The organism is Gottfriedia sp. NPDC056225 (assembly GCF_042267765.1).
Classification (GTDB): domain Bacteria; phylum Bacillota; class Bacilli; order Bacillales; family Bacillaceae_G; genus Gottfriedia.
Genome location: NZ_JBHJTJ010000040.1, coordinates 19,487 through 39,264, shown reverse-complemented (window position 1 = coordinate 39,264; position 19,778 = coordinate 19,487). Strand labels below are relative to the sequence as shown.

The following is a 19,778-nucleotide window of genomic DNA, read 5'->3' as shown; positions in this document are numbered from 1 at the left end:
CTTCGGCGGTCTTTTTTTGCATTAAAGGAATAAATAGTTTGATAGTATTTTAACAAAATAATTCATGAGTTTTTATAGAAGTCTTCGGAAAGAATGGTTAATTAGTGAGATAGACGATAAGGTCTTGTTCGGAGTGGGTAAATATTGATGATGCAGACGAATTTTATTGGTTAAGCTATGTGCCATTTCAATAAATGACTTAAAATTATATCTAGTTATCTTTAAATCCACAGAATAAATTACATTGTTCTCATTGCTTTCGTTTTAAATTATAAAGCAAGTAATTAAAAAATTTAACCGCTTTTATTCATGCTTTAGTTGATTTGATTTAATTGGATTAATCATCTAATGTTCATCAGTCTGCACATGATTTTCTCGAACAAATATAGCCACTTAGTGTTTAAACTCTTTATACTCAAATCCATCAGTTAATCGTATAACATATCCTTCTTGTTCTCCACCTAAAATAGACTTCTTCGTATAACAAGCTTTTATCGCTTTTTCATTAAATTCACCTTTATATAAGAACGATGCAGTCTTTAGTCCTAATAGTTCGGTCCAGGTGACAGTATCATCCCATGAAAGTGATTTCATAAGAAGATAATTCATGTATGATGTGAATCATATCCCATCCTTCGTTTTTTAAAAGAAAATCTAAATGCTTCCTCATCTTAACGAGTATGCGATCTTCTACTACTCTCTTTCTCTTGCTATTTCGTCCGACACTTAATTCATACGGTACATCCATGTAATAACATTCTTTCTGAAAACTTGCGAATTTGGAAAAATGATATTACAGTAAGGACATAAATACTTAATAATTTATGCTAGTTTCGGTTTTTACTAGAAAATAATGTTATATAATAAGTTTAAAAATATAAGCGAAAGGGGATTATCATTATGATTTCATTCATTTTAGTTGTTTTAACATTATTTTTAATACCAGGTCCAGCTGTTTTGTTGACATTATCACAAACGATGAAAGGCGGCAAATGGAACGGAATTTTAACAGGTTTAGGTATTGCTGTAGGTGATTTAATACATACTTGTGCATCAGTCTTTGGACTTTCTGCAATATTAATGACATCTGCCTTTGCTTTTGAGGTAGTTAAATATTTAGGAGCGGCTTATTTATTTTATTTGGGGATCACGGCATTAATTAGAAAAACTAAAAAAAGTGAAAAAGCTAAAGTTCAAAAAGAAATAAATACTAAACTATCTTTTCGACAAGCTGTGTTAATTGAAGTTTTAAATCCTAAAACTGCATTGTTTTTCTTAGCTCTATTACCTCAATTTGTACAACATAATGGTCATTCAGTATTTATTCAGCTATTAACCCTTGGGATGACATTTGTGATACTAAGTATCTTGTACACAACTTCACTAGTGCTTTTATCAAGTTTAATTGGGAATAAATTTTTTAATAAAAATAGCAATAGCTCAAAATGGATGGAAAAAACGATTGGTCTAGTCTATATTGGATTAGGAGTTAGAGTAGCACTTCAAACTCAAGAATAATATGAGCAAGAACAAAATTTTTATTTAATGCTAACAAAGGAGGTCAGAGCTGGCTTCCTTTTTTTATGATAATAAATATAATTTTATTCGAATGAGGTGGAAGCATGGATTTTGATCTTCCAAAAATAAATCACTCCAGAATTGAAATACAAGAATATAATGAGCAATGGCCAAAAAATTTTTCAGCCTTAAAGCAAGTTTTAAATAGTTGCCTAGAGTCACTAATTATTGATATAGAACATGTTGGTAGTACTTCAGTTAAGGGGCTTGCAGCAAAACCAATCCTAGATATTGATGTTGTCATAGCAGACTATAGTAATTTCCCTAAAGTGATAAAAAAACTTGAAGGAATAGGCTATATACACCAAGAAAATTGGAGCTATAAAGGTAGAGAAGCCTTCAGTAGAATGAACTGTTCTGTACCTTGGGATGGGAAAAATACGAATTGGATGGAACATCATCTATATGTTTGTCATAAAGACAGCGAGGAATTAAAAAAACATATTTCATTTCGAAATTACCTTAGATGTAATGCGGGGGCTATTATTGAGTATGAACAGTTAAAGAAAGAGCTAGCAAAAAATACAAAAGACCGCTCAGAATATACTGCAGGTAAAAGTAATTTTATCAATAAAATTTTAACTAAATACAACGAATCATCCGTGTCACACGGGAAATAAATAAAAAAAGGAGCTGAATTAAACAGCTCTTCCTCAAATTTAATAGTACGATTTATTATAAATCTCATTCAAAATACAAATGATAATGATTTTTACATCCTGGATTAAAATCAGCATGACATTTAGGACATTTGTAGTTACAATCTTGATACTCTTGAATGGTTAATTCCTCATGGCAACCTCCACAAAAGATTGCTTTTGTTTCCCATTCGTTTTTATGCCAGACTATATGTTGATGGTTTACATTTTCCTCATGACAAAAATAACATCCGTAATATGTGTCACAACATTTGAATTTAATGGCAATAATATCTTTTTCTGTGTGGTAATGTTTGCATCGTGTATGAGTGTCAATTGAACCAATTACTTTCATTTAGTTTACCTCTCAATTTTAAAATCTAGTATGTATGATCATTTTAATTAACTACTTCGAATAAAACAGCGATTCCGATTCCGCCACCACTTCCAATGGCTGCTACTACATAGTTAGTTTCTAAATGCTTTCTTCGTTGTACTTCATAAAAAAGTCTAGTGATCATGATACTTCCTGATGCTCCGTAAGGATGTCCGATTGATAATGCACCCCCACAAATATTTAACTTGTCAAATGGTATGGATAGTTCATTAGAGCAGGCAATAATTTTTGAAGCAAAAGCTTCATTTATTTCAATTAAATCAATATCTGCAATTGTTAAATTATTTCTATTTAACAAACCCTGAATTGCTGGAATAGGCGCAGCGCCGGGATAATTAGGGTGAATACCAGAGACTTCGCTATCTTTAAAGCGTAAAATAGGCTTTAATCCACAGTTAATTGCTTCATTTTCTTCCATTATTAAAACTGCGGCCGCACCATCATGTATTCCGCAACTGTTAGCAGCTGTCACGGTACCGTTCTTTTTAAACACAGGCTTTGCTCTATGAAGTAAGTCTTTCATTTTTCTTTCTTTGAAAAATACTTCATCTTGAGTATGTCCACCAACTGGAAGAATCTCATCAGTAAAGAATTTTTTTTTGTAAGATTCCCAACTCCGTGTATAACTTAATAGAGCATATTGATCTTGAGTTTCCTTTGAAATACAGAATTTTTCAGCCACATTTTCCGCTGCTAAACCCATATCGGGATCACCAATTTTATCAGGAGCGAATCTTGCCCTAGAAGGGAAAGGAGAGGTGCTAGTGCTTTCAACACCTCCAGCAATATAGCAATTTCCAGCGCCACCTTGAATTAAGTAACAAGCCATCCGAATTGCTTCTAACCCGGCACTACATTGACGATCAATTGTCATACCTGGAACAGAAAGGGGGAGAGCAGCTTCTAATGCAGAAACTCTAGCGACATTTCCACCCGGACCGACTACATTTCCTAAAATAATGTCATTAATCTTCTCTTCCAATCCTTTTGCCAGATGCTTAAGTAATGGAGCGGCAAGCTCGTGAGGTTGATATTCTTGTAATATCCCACCAATTTTTCCAATAGGTGTTCGTTTTGCTTTGACGATTACTGCTCTATTAATTTTTAGTCACCTGCATTTCTATTTGTTTAATTAATTCAGCACGTGCAATTTTTCCGCTAGTTGTATAAGGTATTTCATCTAAAAAAAACCATTTTCGTGGGATTTTATAAGAAGATAAATAAGTCTTACAAAACTTCTTCAACTCAAAAGAATTACATTTCCCTTTAATGACAGCAGCCACAATTTGCCCCCAATATGGATCTGAAAGTCCAATAACAGCAATTTCTTCAACATCAGGATGAAGAGAAATGACTTTTTCAATCTCTTCTGGAAAAATATTAATACCACCATATAGAATCATATTTTTCTCTCGCCCGTTAATTGTTAAAAATCCTTCTTCATCAATAAAGCCCATATCATGGACAGTAGCCCAGCCATCTTCGTCCTGAATTGATTGAACTATATTTTCATTTTCTTCAAAGTACCCATTGATTAAATACTTACTTCTCACATATATTTTTCCCGTTTCATTTGTTTTTGCGAGCTCTTGATTTGGTCGACGAATTTCTATTTCTACACCATAGCAAGGTTTTCCAACCGTTTTTGCTTTCAAAACTCCATCAAAATCAGATAAAACAGTTATGAAGCTTAATTCACTAGCACCAAAAAATTCAAATATCGACATCCCCGGAAACAATTGACAGAACTCTATTTTAGATTTTTTAGTCCATTTTGCACCTGATGAAAGAATTTTCATTGCTTTATTAACTTGATTTCCTTCTCTAACTAACGCTTCAATCATTGTCGGAACAACGTATATAGTAGAAATAGGTAAATTATTCATCATTGAAAGTAAATTAATTGCTGAAAACTTTTCTAATAGAAAAACTGTTCCACCCAAATATAAACTACTAACAGCACCATAAAGAAAGTGTGAATGAATTAAAGCCCCAGGTATAAGCGTTACATCAGATTCATCAAGTCCAAAGTCAAAGCGATTACAATCAAAACTAGCAACCCATGAATTTTGAGAGCGCATAAACGCTTTTGGACTCCCAGTCGTTCCAGAAGTAAATCCCACATAGAAAGGTAAATCCTCTTCTAGCTCAATAGAAGAAAAAGTATTAAAATTTGCGATTTCTTGTAAGCATTCATCCAATACCTTCATATTAGGAATGATCGAATGAAACTTAGCATAAATCTCTTTAGTTGTAACAATGATTGAAGGTTTAGAAAGCTTTACTCTTTTTTCTAAATCTGCTAAATTCCATTTCATATCAAATGGAACAGCAATCCATCCTGCTTTACAAGCACCTGCAAACATTTGTAAGAAGGAAATCCCATTTGGTAAAAGGATTCCAATCGTTTTCGTATTTAATTGACCATGTAGCCAATTAGCAGTTTGGTTGATTAATAAATTCCATTCTTTATAACTGATTTGTTGATTACTAGTATGTATCGCAATTTTGTCAGGCGATAATGTAGCGTATTTCTTATAGGTTTCTGTAATATTTGCCATTATTAATTCACCTCTATAAAAAAGAGACACAGTAGTGTGTCCCGAATAATTTACATATTTTTTGATGATTGGTTTGAATAATTTGTTGTCAATGAACGTGAAAATACTGGATGTTGTCTAAGTTTGAATACTAAAATTGAAGCAAGGATCGCTTTTAAAACATCTCCAGGTATGTAAACTAAGCTTAGTTTAACAGCAGTAGCTACAGGAATACCCAAAATGACAGCTTGTATCGGAATACCGATTAAATAGATTAATAGAATTCCAACCGTTAAATTAATGAGTAGAACATGTTTTAATTTTAACGTTTTAAAACGAGATAATAAATAACCAAGAACAAAAGCTGTAATTGGCCAAGAAATCAAATAGCCAACACTTGGTCCTGCAAATACACTTAATCCACCGCGTCCACCTGATAAAAGGGGCATACCAACGGCTACAAGTAATAAAAATACTGTTTGGCTAAGTGCACCTAATCTTGCTCCTAACACTCCACCAGTAAGAATAACACCTAATGTTTGTAAAGTAATAGGAACTGGTGTAAAGGATAACATAATTGGAGGCACTTGTCCAAGTACTCCCATAACTGCTGCAAACATTGCTACAAATGTAATTTCTTTAATCTTCATTGTTAGTTCTCCTATTATTAATTTTCTGATAACAACTATCATATTAATGAATCTTAAAATATATGTCAACCTATTTTATTTTTAAGTTAACATATATTATCTTGAAATAGAAAACTAGTACATAGCTATATCATGCCAATAATAGAAATGATAAAATTTTAATGTCAAAAGAAACCGAGTTTAGATTAATCAACTTTAAATGTTAACAGGGAGGACATTCATGAGGAAAATCGTCATCATTGGTTCAGGCGGCGCGGGAAAATCTACTTTTGCTAGACAATTAGGAAAAAAGTTAAGCATAAATGTTTTTCATTTAGACTCTTTACTATGGAAACCAAATTGGGAAGTAGTACCGAAAATGGACCAGATTAAAATACAAAATGAACTAGTTAAAAAAGAAGAATGGATCATAGACGGTAATTATGGAGGTACGATGGACTTAAGAATAAATGCAGCTGATACAATTATTTTTCTAGATATGCCAAGATTAGTTTGCATTTATCGAGCATTGAAAAGATTCATTCAATATAAAAACAAAACAAGACCGGATATGAGAGAAGGTTGCGAAGAGAAATTTGATTTACAATTTTTGAAATGGATCTGGTTTTATCCGAAGACAAAGAAACCATTAATATTGAATAGACTTCAAAAAGTATCAGGTGGTAAAGATGTAGTTATACTAAAATCTTCAAGAGAAGTTAAGAGATTTATAAAGGAAAGTTAAGAGTTAACGTGAGGAAACAGCATAACCAAAGAGCTAGTCAATGAATTAAGCTATTAAGTGATAAGTGGAATAAGGAATGTAAAGGTGTTCTGACTTTGGCTGCGATGTAGTTTCGTTAAAAATTAAACGGCGTTCAAAAGATGATATATTATTATTTGGTATAAATTCGGCTATGAAAATACACTTTGTCATGAACTACTTTTGTGGCTCATTTTTTATTGTTGTAAGAATTTCCATTATTATTTAACCAACGTATCACAATTATAATTTTTACATAAATAAATCATACAAAAGAGTATTTTGAGACTTCATTACTTAATGTTTTGATGACAATACCATTTGGTTTTGGTCTTCCATTTATTACAAAAAGTACATTTAAAAAATAACGAAGGCGGTTTATTTTATATCCAAGAATCTATTTTTTTACATATATAAGAATCCTCTTTATTTATAATGTCATTGAACTTTTTATTATGATTCACTCTTTTTAAGAGGCATACTTATATATGCATAGTTAACAAAAACAAATAATTTCAAAATAAAATAGTCGATTTGTATTGCACTTTTCATTTAATGAACTATATTTAGATAATGCATATGATTTTTTTTCCAGAGAATTCTATACATAGATCGAAATAACAAAAAAAGAGGTTAAGAAATGAATAAAACAAGTTTTGATGATTATCATGTAAGCGAGGAAATTAAAAGAGCACTAACTGTTTTAAAATACAAAACGCCAACTGAAGTTCAGAGTAAGGTTATTCCGTTAGCATTAGAAAAACAAGACCTTATTGTAAAATCTCAAACAGGTAGCGGAAAAACAGCTGCTTTTAGTATTCCTGTTTGTGAAATGTTAGAGTGGGAGGAAAAAAGACCACAGGCCTTAATTCTTACTCCAACTAGGGAGCTTGCGGCTCAAGTACGTGAAGATATTACGAATATTGGGAGATTTAAACGAATTAAAGCAGTAGCGGTTTATGGCAAAGAGCCTTTTACTAAACAAAAAGTTGAATTGGAACAAAAAACTCATGTAGTAGTTGGTACACCTGGACGGGTCCTGGATCATCTTGATCGAGAAACACTTGTAACAGATCAAATAAAGTATCTAATCATTGATGAAGCAGATGAGATGCTTAATAGAGGTTTTATCGATGAAGTCGAAGCAATCATTAGCCAACTACCACAAAATCGTGTAACGATGGTTTTTTCAGCTACATTACCAAAAGATGTTGAAAATCTTTGCCATACATATATGAAAGACCCGATTCAAATTGAGATTGAATCAACTGGCGTAACGGCAGATGCAATTGAGCATTTTTTAATCGAAGTAAAAGAAGATGAAAAAATGTCACTACTTCAAGATGTTACAGTTGTAGAAAATCCAGAAAGTTGTCTAATTTTTTGCAGAACTAAAGAAAATGTAGATGCTGTATATAGCCAATTGGAACAAGCTAACTATTCATGTGAAAGACTCCATGGAGGACTGGAACAAGAAGACCGTTTTGCTATTATGGAAGGTTTCAAAATGGGGAATTTCCGTTATCTTATAGCAACTGATGTAGCTGCTAGAGGTATTGATATTGATAATGTGACATTAGTCATCAACTATGACGTTCCTATGGAAAAAGAGAGTTATGTACACCGAACTGGGAGAACTGGTCGTGCAGGGAATAAAGGTAAAGCAATTACTTTTTCAACACCTTTTGAAGGGAAATTCATTAAAGGAATTGAAAAGTATATCGGCTTTGAAATCCCTACTACAGAAGCACCGACTCAACAGGAAGTACTTAATGGAAAAGCTAAATTTGAAGAAAAGCTTAACAGCCGACGTGTTGTAAGAAATAATAAAACAGCCCGTATCAATCAAGATATTTTAAAACTCCATTTCAGTGGAGGAAAAAAGAAGAAAATTCGTGCTGTTGATTTTGTTGGAACAATCGCAAAAATCCCTGGAGTCACAGTTGAAGATATTGGCATTATTACAATCATGGATAATATGTCGTATGTTGATATTCTGAATGGTAAGGGTTCACTAGTTTTACAAGCAATGGAGAATGCGACTGTCAAAGGGAAAAAATTAAAAGTAAGTAAAGCAATTAAATAGACTCGATGAAATAATATGCCTTACGAGAATAAAAGAATATTTTCGTAAGGCTATTTCCTATTTTTAAAAGATTTGGATACCATGTTAAAATTAGGATAGTTAAATTACATAGAATAGGCGGATACATGAATGGAACTACCAATTTTCAAATATAATCCTAATCCACTTAAGTTAGGAGTAATAATAGAAGAAGAAACAATTTGTCCAGTTTGCAAAAAGAAACAGAATTTTGTTTATGAAGGACCATTTTTCTCAGAAGAAGAAGTTGAAGGAATCTGTCCGTGGTGTATAGCAGATGGTTCAGCAGCAGAAAAATACGATGGAGAATTTCAAGATATCGAATCATGTGATGAAGTTGATGATGAAGAAAATGTAGATGAATTGATTTATCGAAACCCTGGTTACATAGGATGGCAACAAGAATATTGGCTAAGCCATTGTGGAGACTTCTGTTCAATTATTGATTATGTTGGTTGGGAAGAAATTAAGCATTTAGAAAATGAATTAGAGCATGATATAAACCGTCTGAGTAAGAAATACGGTTTATCTATTCTAGAATTTAAAAACACTTTAGAAATTGATGGTGATTTACAAGGCTATTTATTTCAGTGTAATAGTTGTAAAAAACACCGTCTCCATGCTGATTTGTCATAAACAAACGATACTTCTTAGAGTAAATTATCACATGTCATGAAATTGTTCTCCATGTTAAATACCATATCAATTTTCACCTTTTTGAAATTTTTGGAGATGAAAAAAAGGAGGCTATACAATGAGTAATAAAGAACTTTTGCAAAACGGAGTCAAACAAGTGTTTTATGATGAAGAATGGTACCCACCAATATCAGATGCTTTAAAAAACCTTAACGCTGCACAAGCATGTTGGCAGCTAGAAGGAATGGCCAGTAATACGATTTGGGAAAATGTAAATCATTTACTATTCTTTAAAGAGCGCTTACTTTCACGTATACATAAAGATAACTCATATGTTGCGCCACAAAATAATGATGATACATTTGTTCAAGGTGGACCAAATGATGAAGACGCTTGGCAACAAACAGTGAAGCGAACACTGCAAGTTCATGATGCTTTACAATCTTCCTTATCATCCATTCAAGAAGGAGAATTGGATCAACTTAGGCCTTCTCTACCAATTTGGCAACAATATCTAAATATCCTTTTGCACGATGCTTATCACACAGGACAAATAATCCAACTTCGTAAACTCCAAGGCTCATGGCCATCTAACCGTCCAAATTTATAAATGACAATTAATAGAGAGGCTGCTTCGGCAGTCTTTTTTTGTGCTAATAGGAAGTTTTTTCTATTAAAAAAGGTGATTTTATTTAAAAATAGAATTTCATCAAGTAGAGTTTTTTGAACGTAATCAAAAGAAAACTAATACTGAGGTGATTTTGTTGGAATCAATTTTTAAAGAAATCGTACAAATTATGCATCATGATTATTCTGGTTTTAAAGACAAAGAGGGTTGGGATCAACCTGATTATTTTCTTCATAAAATAAGAGATTTAAAAATACATAATCAGCTTAAAAATGGATTATTTACTGAAATTGTGAAAGATTATTTATTGGATTTCAAAGATCAGCATATTTATTTTGAACAATTAAATATAAAAAATAATGCTTTAAAAGAACGAGGATTTCGAGTACGCCGATATGAAGATAAATTATATATAACCGAGGTTAGTTCTGAAGATAAATTAACACGAGGAATGTATTTCAAATCTTTAGAAGGATTTACAATCACTGAATTAGCAAATCAGCATAAAAGATTGTTATTTGAATCAGTCGCTGAACGTGAAAACTGGACTCCGATTCTTGCAATGTATGATTTTGGAGTAGTAGTAGATTTACAGGGGAATGAAAGCTTATTTTCACTCAACTTTTATGAAAACTCAACTTATAGCCCTGTTTATTCAGTTAAATTACTAACTGAGAATATTTTACTAATGACAATGACAGACTTTATGGATCCACAAGCGATTATTAATATGATGAACAAAAATCATCAATTACTTGAATCGACTGAACAGTGGATTATCGATGTACGTAAAAATAATGGTGGGAGTGATGCAAGTTTTTACCCATTGCTTCCATACATTTTGCCAGTAGAAGGTATTAATCTAGTGGATTCTGAGGAAAAGATGCTTTTCAATTGTACTCATGCAAACACAAGGCTTCAGCTTGCTGAACTTGATCAAGATATTGAAAGAGCTCAAGATGAACAAACATTAAAATTTCTAAACATCTTTAGAAATGAATGGGAAAGAAATAGCGGGAAGGGATTTGTAGAATTTAATTTTGGTGAGTTATTTGCATCTACGTTTATCAATGGAAAAATAAAACCTAATAAAATCGTTGTTTTAACTGATTGTATGTGTGGAAGTTCAGGAGACTCTTTCGTAGAAATTTGTAAGAATTCTAGTAAGGTAACGGTTATCGGGAGACCTACAAAAGGATTAAATGATTATACAAACTTAGCAACTATGAAATGGAATAATGTATTTGAGCTAATGTATCCAACCTCGCGTCTTTCACGTATTGATAAAGGGCAAGGGATGTCTGGAAAAGGGATTGAGCCACATATTTATATTCCTTGGAACCCTAATCATTTAGAAAAAGATATTGATTTAAATTACGCGATGTCAATTTTGGCTTCATTAAGTGTATAAAACTGTAATCACGTTTCATCTAATTAGTACAATCAATAATAGTTAAACAAAGACGGCATATTGGTTTGGCATATGGAGATCCGAAATAATGTTGCATTCGAAAAGACAGCAGGCTAATAATAGTCCGCTGTCTTTTTCATTCAATATTTTTTGAGTTCTTATTGTTTAATAACCTGTAATATTCACTTTCTGTCCAATTCGTTCAATTACATCTTCTAACTCATCTGGCTTCAAAAATTCAATCGGAGAAAATCCCTTCTCAAATTGTAACGTATCTGCTTCTAAAATAACGACGTACCGACCATTAACTTTTGCGATATGAAGATTTTCACCAAAATCAGCTAGCATTCCTTTAACAGAAAAGTGATCTGCTTTAAAGGATAATTCAATTTCGGGTGTATGTTCTACAATTTGTGCCGCTGCTTCAATTACTTCATCTGGGGTAAAATGCTCTTGAATTTCACGTTTAGGACTTGCTGCCCAGACTTCCATTGCCGCTTCGAATTGTTGTCTTTCTACGCTTTCTTCTTCAAATACATCTTCAATTTTATCGTAAACCATTTCCATAACTTGTGATTTCACGATTTCTGGCATTGATTCAGAATACGAAACGAATTTTAAGAAGTCCTCAAAATACCTTGCATGAGAAGCTTGATGTATTTTCAATTCACTCTCTGAAATCATCCCCAATTCTTCCATATAAGGATATTGAATTGATTTCATGTTTTTAGTTGTAATCGCCATTTCTACTGTTTTAATGAGTGTAGATTCATCTGAAATGGATGCAACTTTTGGTTCAAAATCACATTTTAGTACAAATAAGAACGGATCATCAAAATATTTTCTAAGTTTCGCTTGAATGACTAAAAATGCCCCACCACGAACTGCACTCGTTTCAATGTAATTAATCACTAATGTTTCATTTTCTGCTTTAAATTCTTCAATTGATTTAGCACCACGTATACGCTGGAATAAATTATAATTTGGATTTGAATCTAAAGCGTAGCCTTCTTCAACAATAAAGTGACCTAGCTTTGTAGGTACAGAATCAGATTTTGGATGTTTTTCAACTTTTCGATTAACAATTCGCTCAAGTTCACCTTCTAAAAAGCCTTTCAATGCACTCTCTTCAAACGTTGATTCGTCTATTGTTTGAAAATGCTTATATCGTTTATCAGTTTGTTCACCTTTACCCTCAACCGTTACAACGTAAAACGATAAATATGTAATTTCAAAATCCAATCCAATCACCTTTTTCTATTTTCTGTACTTAAGTATATGGATGAGACCAATTAGAGTCAATGATATTGAAAGGAAGTTTTTGTAAAAAAAAATTTGAAATTATTATAAGATAGAATATTTTCAAGTGATAAGACAAATTACTTACACACTATGATAAAATAAGGATATAATTAAATGTGGAGCCAAATAAAATAATAAGTTCTTGGATGTGTGAATTTCACATCTTTTTTTTCGTTTTACTTACAATTTTAGACGGTCAATCTTATGGAGGGGGGATGAGAGAACCTTGAGAATAGATAGAATAGCTACTATCTCGTTAATTATCGTAACATTACTTTGGGGCACAACTTTTGTAGTAGTCCAAAATGCGATTGCATACGTAGAACCGTTTGCATTTAATGCATTTCGATTTATCCTCGCAACTTTAGTCCTTTTACCATTTTTAGTTAAAAGAAAACAAAAAACTAAAATAACGATCAAACAAATCGTTAGAACTAGTGGTATTGGATTCATTTTGTTTTTAGGCTATTTACTACAAACATTTGGATTGAAGTACACAACTACATCAAAATCAGGTTTTATTACAGGGCTTTGTGTTGTATTAGTACCAGTTCTCTTATATTTAGTTTATAAGGAACGGTCAACCTGGTCTACAGTGATCGGATGCTTAATTGCATTACTAGGATTAAGCTTTTTAACATTAGGTGATTCATTTTCAATCAATATTGGAGATGTACTAACGCTTATTGGTGCTTTTGCATTTGCATTTCATATTATTTTATCAGGAAAATATACTAAGCAAATGGACCCACTTACTTTTACAACGATTCAATTAGGAACTGTCGGTATTAGCAGTACAATTTTCTCTCTAATCTTTGAAAAAACTTCTGTTTCATTTTCAAAGGAGCTTTGGGTCAATCCGACATTCATTTTTGCTGTAATTGTTACAGCAGTATTCTGTACGAGTATCGCATTTTGGGTTCAAATGTTTGCTCAACAACATATTTCTTCAACGAAAGCAGCATTAATTTTTATATTTGAACCTGTTTTTGCAGCATTTACAGCCGTACTTTTTGCAAATGAAACATTATCAATTCAAACACTTATCGGTGGGACTTTTATTGTAGGTGGTATGCTATTATCTGAAGTGCCTTTACCTAAAAGACGAACAAAAGAAGTAAAAAATGAAGCAATATAGTAAGAAATGTATGAAATTTTAAAAAATGGGTAGAATACACATTGACATAAACAATTTGTTCACGTATTATAACTTTAAATTAATAAATGACTTAGAAAAGGAATAGTAAGTTTATAAGCTTTTTAGAGAGGGAATGGTTGGTGCAAATTCCTAAGTGAGTAAACTGAAACCAGCCTTGGAGTCTCTGTACCGAACTAATAGTAGGCTACAGCGGTTTTCCCGTTAAAGATGTTAAGAGATTATGTAGAGTTATTACATAATAAGTAGGGTGGTAACGCCATGAATGGTCCCTTTTGATCATTCATGGCGTTTTTTGTTTATCATCAGCTTATTTTCGTATAGATCTATATAGTAATTAGGGTGGTAACGCCGAGAATGGTCCCTTATAGATTATTCTCGTGCGTTTTTTTGTTTTCAAAAAATAGTTAAGGGGTAGAAAAAAATGAGTACAAAAAAATTTGTTGAAGCGATTACAGATATGGATGTTGATTTTGCACAATGGTATACAGATATTGTAAAAAAAGCAGAACTAGTAGATTACTCAAGTGTTAAAGGATGCATGATTTTAAGACCTTATGGTTATGCATTATGGGAGAATATCCAAAAAGAATTAGATTATCAATTTAAACAAACAGATCATGAAAATGTATATATGCCAATGTTTATCCCTAAGTCATTATTGCAAAAAGAAGCTGATCATGTAGAAGGATTTGCGCCTGAAGTTGCTTGGGTTACACATGGTGGTCATGATGAGTTAGCAGAACCTTTAGCAATTCGTCCAACTTCAGAAACTCTCTTTTGTGAGCATTTTTCAAAAATAGTTGAAAGCTACAATGACTTACCAAAACTATATAACCAATGGTGTTCAGTAGTTCGTTGGGAAAAAACAACTAGACCATTTTTAAGAACAACTGAATTCTTATGGCAAGAAGGTCACACAGCACATGCAACTGCTGAAGAAGCACAAGCAGAAACAATTCAAATGCTAAATGTTTACGCTAATTTCTTAGAAAACTTCTTAGCAATCCCTGTTATTAAAGGTCAAAAAACAGAAAAAGAAAAATTTGCAGGTGCAAAAGCTACTTACACAATCGAAAGTTTAATGCATGATGGTAAAGCATTACAAAGTGGTACATCACATAACTTTGGAGACAGATTTGCAAAAGCATTTGATATTCAATACACAGATAAAAACTCAAAAAGACAATATGTACACCAAACTTCTTGGGGAATGACAACAAGAGTAATCGGAGCATTAATTATGGTACATGGTGATAACAGCGGATTAGTTTTACCTCCAAAAGTAGCACCAACTCAAGTAATGGTTATTCCAATTGCTCAGCATAAAGAAGGTGTAATCGAAAAGGCTACTGAGCTAAAAAATCGTATTTCAAAAGTTGCTCGAGTGAAAATCGATACTTCCGATAAAATGCCTGGTTGGAAGTTTAACGAATATGAAATGAAAGGTATTCCAGTTCGCGTAGAAATCGGTCCAAAGGATATCGAAAAGAATCAAGCCGTTTTAGTTAGACGTGATACAAGAGAAAAAACGATTGTTTCTTTAGAAGAATTAGAAGAAAATATTACAAAATTACTTGAAGAGATCCAATCAGCTCTATATGAAAAAGCATTAAACAATCGTACAGAAAAAACATATGAAGCTACTTCAATGGAAGAGCTAAAACAAATCAGTGAAGAAAAACAAGGTTTTTATAGAGCAATGTGGTGCCAAGATTTAGCTTGTGAAGAACAAATTAAAGAAGAAGTTGGATTAACATCAAGATGTATTCCATTTGAACAAGAACAAATTGCTGATACTTGTGTCTGCTGTGGAAAGAAAACGGATGTAATGGTTTATTGGGGTAAAGCATACTAATTTAAATTACTATAAAACAAGGAGATGAATGAACGATGGAAAGTTTAAATTCTTTAAAAGATCATCTACTCATTTTGGAAGAAAATTTACTTAAACCTGAAATTCGTACATCTCAAATTGAGCTAAAAAAACTACTAGCTGATGAATTTTTCGAATTCGGCAGTTCGGGAAGTGTTTTATATAAGGATGATCAATTAGTGGATGGCATTGGAATCGTTAAAATGAAGATGAGCGATTTTGAAATTCATTTATTATCAGACAATATTACACTAGTTACTTACCGAATATTTAATGAACTAAAAAACCAATATTCCTTACGTAGTTCCATTTGGAAATTTAAGGATGGTAGGTGGAAAATGTATTTCCATCAAGGTACACCAACAGATTTTTAAGAATATATGAAAAGGATAGATGAACAGGGGATACACCTCATTCATTTATTCTTTTTTTATAATACTGATTTTTGTATGTAAACAGACAGATAGTTGTAGAATTATAGAGGCTTTAGCAATTTCCATTAAGTTCTTATCTACATCAAAATTTATGGTATGATAAATTCACTATTATTAGTTAAGGAGAACAAAATGTATTTAACAATTAAAGAAACAGCGGAATACTTAAATCTTGATGAATCGTATATTAAGCAATTAATTCAAGATCAAAAAATAAGAGTAGTCCACGATGGTGAACAATATTTAATTTATAAAGAGCAATTTAACAATCACTTAGAACAAATGGAAAAAGCGAAGAAAATGATTGCAGATTATTATAACGAACCGATTCCCGAGGATCCAGATGTAAAGGATGAAGATTAATACAAAAAAAGATTGTAAATTGAAAAAATATACTAAAACTAAAATCTATTTTCGTCAGTTCGTTAATCCTAACAAGTATTATTCTTATTTTAACCGCTCAAGTTGCAAGTCACTGAAAAAGAAGTTACTTGTTACTTAGTAGAACATACTCCTTTAGTGAGTCATTAATTTAAATATTAAAATGAAAAAGTTTCGGTATAAACCGAAACTTTAGTTTTTATTTATCAATTTCATAATCTTTTGGAAAACAGCGTCTGCTTCTCTACGAGTTCTAGCATTATCTAAATCTCGTCGTAACTTGCGATAAGTTAAAGCATCATTTCTGCCTAACAGTACTTTATTTTTGTTGATTGTTGGCGTCGGCATCGTTTTCTCCTCCAAATGATAATTTAGTTTGTTCTATTATATCTAACTGTTTATTGTAGTCTTGCTTTACTGCATTCAAATTTCGTTCTACCATCTTTTCTAGGTAGGTACTACCGCTGATACCAGCTAAAAACGAATACAAGATCGTTGTCCAAATTGAAGGTACGTTTGTTGTACTAGCAATGAGTCCAGATATCATCCCTGCAGCTCCACCTAAAATAATTTCTCGCCATGAACCAAATGAATACCTACTTCTTTCATCCTTATCTTTAAATGAATAAGGTCGTAAAAATCCTTCATCTCCCATAAGAGAGTTGATAAATCCACCCATCATTCCAATTATGATAGAAATGACGATCCAAATAGTGTATTTTCCCAATTCTTCCATAAACTGTTACCTTTCATTTTTTTTATTTTAACATGCAATTAGAAAAATTAGGAATAAAAAAAACAGTAAATATTTAAATTACTGTTTTTTTTCATTTATTTTTTCTAGTAACGATTTTGCTTTTAAAAAGTGAACTTCAGCTTCTTTTTTGTTCCTAGCAGAATTTATTTTTTTTCTATGTTTTGTATATTCTCTCGCTTCTTCTAATGACATTAAATCAGTGATTTTTTTTGCGCTCATATTGACCTCCAACTTTACTTAACTACCATAAATTAAGTTGAACATGATAATTATCTTTACAAAAGATATATGTATGTTCAAATTGAATAGACTAAAAATTTCTATATTTACTATTATGCTTACGAAATAATGATTATAAACAATTCACGATTCTAATTAACCACTTCTTGTTTTACAAGGTTGATGGATTTAAATGAGATGGTAAGAATTAACAATATGTTTTCTATACCTCAAATCCTAAAAAAGCTTAATTTTGTTTAAACTGAGTTTAAAAAAGTCGACTATTATAATTTCTATACGAAGAATGGTGTTTATTTTTTTAATAAATCTGTTTTATCTACTTTAGTGATTATAAAGGGGCTAAATAATGTATACAAATTTAACATTTCATGCGTTACAGGCAAAACTAAATAAAAATGAAAACTTAAAGATCATCGATATTCGATCACCTAAAAGCTTTGAGCGTGGTCACATAAAAGGATCAATTAATATCCCTTATCCAATGTGGTCGACATTACCAAAAGTCTCGCCGGAAGAAGAAGTAGTGATTATTTGTTATGTCGGTATTGCTGGGGGAAAATCTGCAGAGCGTTTATCACAATCACATGAAAAGGTATATAACTTTAAAGGTGGAATGGCGCAGTGGAAAGGTGAAATTGAATCTGAGCAGTTTGGCAGCAAGTGGGATTCGGAGAGAATATATCATTTAATTTTAGGCTTTTTACTGTTGTTGTCATTACCATTTTCATTCCTAAATCCTTCGTTTGGTATAGGTTATGTATCGTTTATTGCATTAGTAGTAATTATTTTTGGAATCACGAATGTTAATCTGATAAAGAGATTAATCCGCTCCTATGGTTTTAAGTAATACGCACTTTAATCTAACGAAAGAATTTGATGAAAAGAGGAGCATAATGAGAAACTTAGCAACAAATCCAACCTTATTAAAACAGCAAAAAAAATTGAGAAACTTAATTATCGGAGTTGATGAAAAGATTCCTTTAGAGAATGGTCGATCTATTAAGGGAATTTATTTTGATAACGCCGCTACTACACCACCATTTAAAAGTGTTTTAAAAGCAATTCAAGAATTTGCACCATGGTATTCATCTGTTGGACGCGGAAAAGGGTATAAATCAGTTCGTTCAACGGAAATAATCGCACGCACGCGTCTAAATGTATTAAATTTTGTCGGTGGAAAAACAGATCAACATACAGTTATCTTCACGAAAAATAGCACGGAGTCAATGAATTTACTTTCTCATATATTGCATCAATCAACTACTAAACGTTATATTTTACTATCAGAAATGGAACATATTTCGAATGACTTACCTTGGCGGGAATACTTTGAGGTTGAATACATTGCTGTTAATCATGATGGTCACATCAGTTTAGAAGATTTAAAAGTAAAACTTAAGGCATTAAAAGGTCAAGTCGCACTAGTCTCAATCACAGGGGCATCAAATGTCACTGGTTGTATAAATCCGATTTACGAAGCGGCTGAACTAACCCATCAATTTGGTGTGAAAATACATATCGATGCTGCTCAATTCATTCCACATGAATCGATTCAAATGGAGCGACCGATCGCAATGGAGAATATTGACTTTCTTTCATTTACAGGACATAAACTATATGCTCCGTTTGGAACTGCTGTATTAATTGGAACAATTGAAGAATTTAATGATGAAAAGCCGCTACAACAAGGAGGAGGTACGGCTCAAGTTGCATTAAAATCATTTGTTCAATGGAAAAAGGCACCTGAAAGATTTGAAGGTGGTACACCAAATGTAATGGGAATTGTCGCTTTAAATGCAGCTATTCGAACATTGCAACAAAATAATATGGAAATGATAATTGAATATGAGAAGCAATTAATCAATTATGCCATCGTTCAACTTCGAACAATTGACGGTTTAAAATTATTCTGTGCTTTAAACAATAATCTTCCACAAGTGAGTGTATTTTCGTTTACAATTGATGGGTTACATCACCAAGATATTGCACACATCTTAGCTAGAGAATTTGGTATTTCAGTCAGAAGTGGTTTTTTCTGTGCCTATTCCTATGTACAAAAACTCTTACAAATTAGTGATGAAATGATTGATGAAGTAAGAAAAGATGCTAGTATTCCTTCTCCTGGTTTAGTTCGAATTAGTTTGAGTTTTTACAATACCTTTGCTGAGGTTAATCAATTAGTAGAAGCCATCCAACAGATTACTTGTAAAAAGGAGTTCTATACGAAGAAATACGAGAATGAACCAAAAGGTATTTGTGGAATACAGTCATATAATCTATGAACTAAAAGCTTTAATAAAGTGAGGTG

23 protein-coding genes and 1 other annotated feature are annotated in these 19,778 nt (G+C 32.2%); of the genes, 13 read left to right on the top strand and 10 right to left on the bottom strand.

What is annotated here, in order from left to right:
* Positions 1–393 precede the first annotated feature (393 nt).
* Both ACFCYN_RS20030 and ACFCYN_RS20025 read right to left on the bottom strand, forming a co-directional pair.
* Positions 394–594, bottom strand: coding sequence for an RNA ligase family protein (locus tag ACFCYN_RS20030; RefSeq protein WP_375951282.1), 201 nt, complete (start codon positions 592–594; stop codon positions 394–396).
* Entirely contained in the window at positions 572–748 is a 177-nt protein-coding gene (locus tag ACFCYN_RS20025) for a hypothetical protein (RefSeq protein ID WP_172444646.1), read from the bottom strand. The genes ACFCYN_RS20030 and ACFCYN_RS20025 overlap by 23 nt, the downstream gene beginning before the upstream one ends.
* A 152-nt stretch (positions 749–900) precedes the next feature.
* Here ACFCYN_RS20025 and ACFCYN_RS20020 point away from each other — a divergent pair, with 152 nt between their 5' ends.
* Positions 901–1,518, top strand: a complete 618-nt coding sequence (locus ACFCYN_RS20020) for a LysE family translocator (RefSeq protein WP_375951280.1) — start codon at positions 901–903, stop codon at positions 1,516–1,518.
* 104 nt (positions 1,519–1,622) lie between these two features.
* Positions 1,623–2,198, top strand: coding sequence for a GrpB family protein (locus tag ACFCYN_RS20015; protein WP_375951278.1), 576 nt, complete (start codon positions 1,623–1,625; stop codon positions 2,196–2,198).
* Positions 2,199–2,262: 64 nt separating this feature from the next.
* On the opposite strand, the gene ACFCYN_RS20010 is transcribed toward ACFCYN_RS20015, so the two are convergent.
* From ACFCYN_RS20010 to ACFCYN_RS19995, 4 genes are read right to left on the bottom strand one after another with little or no spacing between them, the layout of a single operon-like run.
* Complete coding sequence (locus ACFCYN_RS20010) at positions 2,263–2,571, bottom strand: CHY zinc finger protein (protein ID WP_375951276.1); 309 nt, start codon at positions 2,569–2,571, stop codon at positions 2,263–2,265.
* A 43-nt stretch (positions 2,572–2,614) separates the two neighbouring features.
* On the bottom strand, positions 2,615–3,715 hold the full coding sequence (locus ACFCYN_RS20005; RefSeq protein WP_375951287.1) for an acetyl-CoA C-acyltransferase: 1,101 nt from the start codon (positions 3,713–3,715) through the stop codon (positions 2,615–2,617).
* Positions 3,711–5,174, bottom strand: a complete 1,464-nt coding sequence (locus tag ACFCYN_RS20000; protein WP_375951274.1) for an AMP-binding protein — start codon at positions 5,172–5,174, stop codon at positions 3,711–3,713. The genes ACFCYN_RS20005 and ACFCYN_RS20000 overlap by 5 nt, the downstream gene beginning before the upstream one ends.
* 50 nt (positions 5,175–5,224) lie before the next feature.
* Entirely contained in the window at positions 5,225–5,803 is a 579-nt protein-coding gene (locus tag ACFCYN_RS19995; RefSeq protein WP_375951272.1) for a biotin transporter BioY, read from the bottom strand.
* A gap of 220 nt (positions 5,804–6,023) precedes the next feature.
* Between ACFCYN_RS19995 and ACFCYN_RS19990 the strand changes: the two genes are divergently transcribed.
* The 5 genes from ACFCYN_RS19990 (at position 6,024) to ACFCYN_RS19970 (ending at position 11,324) form a co-directional block, all read left to right on the top strand.
* Complete coding sequence (locus ACFCYN_RS19990; protein WP_375951270.1) at positions 6,024–6,527, top strand: DNA topology modulation protein; 504 nt, start codon at positions 6,024–6,026, stop codon at positions 6,525–6,527.
* 658 nt (positions 6,528–7,185) lie between these two features.
* Positions 7,186–8,631 carry a DEAD/DEAH box helicase gene (locus tag ACFCYN_RS19985; protein ID WP_375951268.1) on the top strand — a complete coding sequence of 482 codons (1,446 nt, stop codon included), beginning with the start codon at positions 7,186–7,188 and terminating at the stop codon, positions 8,629–8,631.
* A 129-nt stretch (positions 8,632–8,760) separates the two neighbouring features.
* Positions 8,761–9,285 carry a CbrC family protein gene (locus ACFCYN_RS19980; RefSeq protein ID WP_375951266.1) on the top strand — a complete coding sequence of 175 codons (525 nt, stop codon included), beginning with the start codon at positions 8,761–8,763 and terminating at the stop codon, positions 9,283–9,285.
* Between the two features lie 118 nt (positions 9,286–9,403).
* Positions 9,404–9,895, top strand: coding sequence for a DinB family protein (locus ACFCYN_RS19975; protein WP_375951264.1), 492 nt, complete (start codon positions 9,404–9,406; stop codon positions 9,893–9,895).
* 154 nt (positions 9,896–10,049) lie between these two features.
* The gene (locus tag ACFCYN_RS19970; protein WP_375951263.1) at positions 10,050–11,324 is read left to right on the top strand and encodes a S41 family peptidase; all 1,275 of its coding nucleotides are present in this window, start codon (positions 10,050–10,052) and stop codon (positions 11,322–11,324) included.
* A gap of 165 nt (positions 11,325–11,489) precedes the next feature.
* Here the strand turns inward: ACFCYN_RS19970 and ACFCYN_RS19965 are convergent, their stop codons facing one another.
* A complete protein-coding gene (locus tag ACFCYN_RS19965) occupies positions 11,490–12,566 on the bottom strand; it encodes a DUF3900 domain-containing protein (RefSeq protein ID WP_172444635.1) in 1,077 nt (358 codons plus the stop codon).
* Positions 12,567–12,852: 286 nt separating this feature from the next.
* Between ACFCYN_RS19965 and ACFCYN_RS19960 the strand changes: the two genes are divergently transcribed.
* From ACFCYN_RS19960 to ACFCYN_RS19945, 4 genes are all read left to right on the top strand, one after another.
* The gene (locus tag ACFCYN_RS19960; RefSeq protein ID WP_172444634.1) at positions 12,853–13,764 is read left to right on the top strand and encodes a DMT family transporter; all 912 of its coding nucleotides are present in this window, start codon (positions 12,853–12,855) and stop codon (positions 13,762–13,764) included.
* A gap of 83 nt (positions 13,765–13,847) precedes the next feature.
* Positions 13,848–14,059: a binding site (T-box leader), on the top strand.
* Positions 14,060–14,206: 147 nt separating this feature from the next.
* Positions 14,207–15,640 (top strand): proline--tRNA ligase, encoded by a 1,434-nt coding sequence (gene proS, locus ACFCYN_RS19955; protein WP_375951261.1) that lies wholly within the window; start codon positions 14,207–14,209, stop codon positions 15,638–15,640.
* A 35-nt stretch (positions 15,641–15,675) separates the two neighbouring features.
* Entirely contained in the window at positions 15,676–16,032 is a 357-nt protein-coding gene (locus ACFCYN_RS19950) for a nuclear transport factor 2 family protein (RefSeq protein ID WP_375951259.1), read from the top strand.
* A gap of 192 nt (positions 16,033–16,224) precedes the next feature.
* Positions 16,225–16,455 carry an excisionase family DNA-binding protein gene (locus tag ACFCYN_RS19945; RefSeq protein WP_172444631.1) on the top strand — a complete coding sequence of 77 codons (231 nt, stop codon included), beginning with the start codon at positions 16,225–16,227 and terminating at the stop codon, positions 16,453–16,455.
* 210 nt (positions 16,456–16,665) lie between these two features.
* Here ACFCYN_RS19945 and ACFCYN_RS19940 read toward each other — a convergent pair whose 3' ends face one another.
* The 3 genes from ACFCYN_RS19940 to ACFCYN_RS19930 all read right to left on the bottom strand — a co-directional run bounded on the left by ACFCYN_RS19940 (position 16,666) and on the right by ACFCYN_RS19930 (position 17,449).
* Complete coding sequence (locus ACFCYN_RS19940; protein ID WP_375951257.1) at positions 16,666–16,821, bottom strand: hypothetical protein; 156 nt, start codon at positions 16,819–16,821, stop codon at positions 16,666–16,668.
* Complete coding sequence (locus tag ACFCYN_RS19935; RefSeq protein WP_375951255.1) at positions 16,793–17,209, bottom strand: ferritin family protein; 417 nt, start codon at positions 17,207–17,209, stop codon at positions 16,793–16,795. The genes ACFCYN_RS19940 and ACFCYN_RS19935 overlap by 29 nt, the downstream gene beginning before the upstream one ends.
* Positions 17,210–17,287: 78 nt before the next feature.
* On the bottom strand, positions 17,288–17,449 hold the full coding sequence (locus tag ACFCYN_RS19930) for a hypothetical protein (protein WP_375951254.1): 162 nt from the start codon (positions 17,447–17,449) through the stop codon (positions 17,288–17,290).
* 367 nt (positions 17,450–17,816) lie between these two features.
* Between ACFCYN_RS19930 and ACFCYN_RS19925 the strand changes: the two genes are divergently transcribed.
* Both ACFCYN_RS19925 and ACFCYN_RS19920 read left to right on the top strand, forming a co-directional pair.
* On the top strand, positions 17,817–18,317 hold the full coding sequence (locus ACFCYN_RS19925) for a rhodanese-like domain-containing protein (protein ID WP_172444627.1): 501 nt from the start codon (positions 17,817–17,819) through the stop codon (positions 18,315–18,317).
* Positions 18,318–18,363: 46 nt separating this feature from the next.
* Positions 18,364–19,752 (top strand): aminotransferase class V-fold PLP-dependent enzyme, encoded by a 1,389-nt coding sequence (locus ACFCYN_RS19920; protein WP_375951252.1) that lies wholly within the window; start codon positions 18,364–18,366, stop codon positions 19,750–19,752.
* Positions 19,753–19,778: the final 26 nt, after the last annotated feature.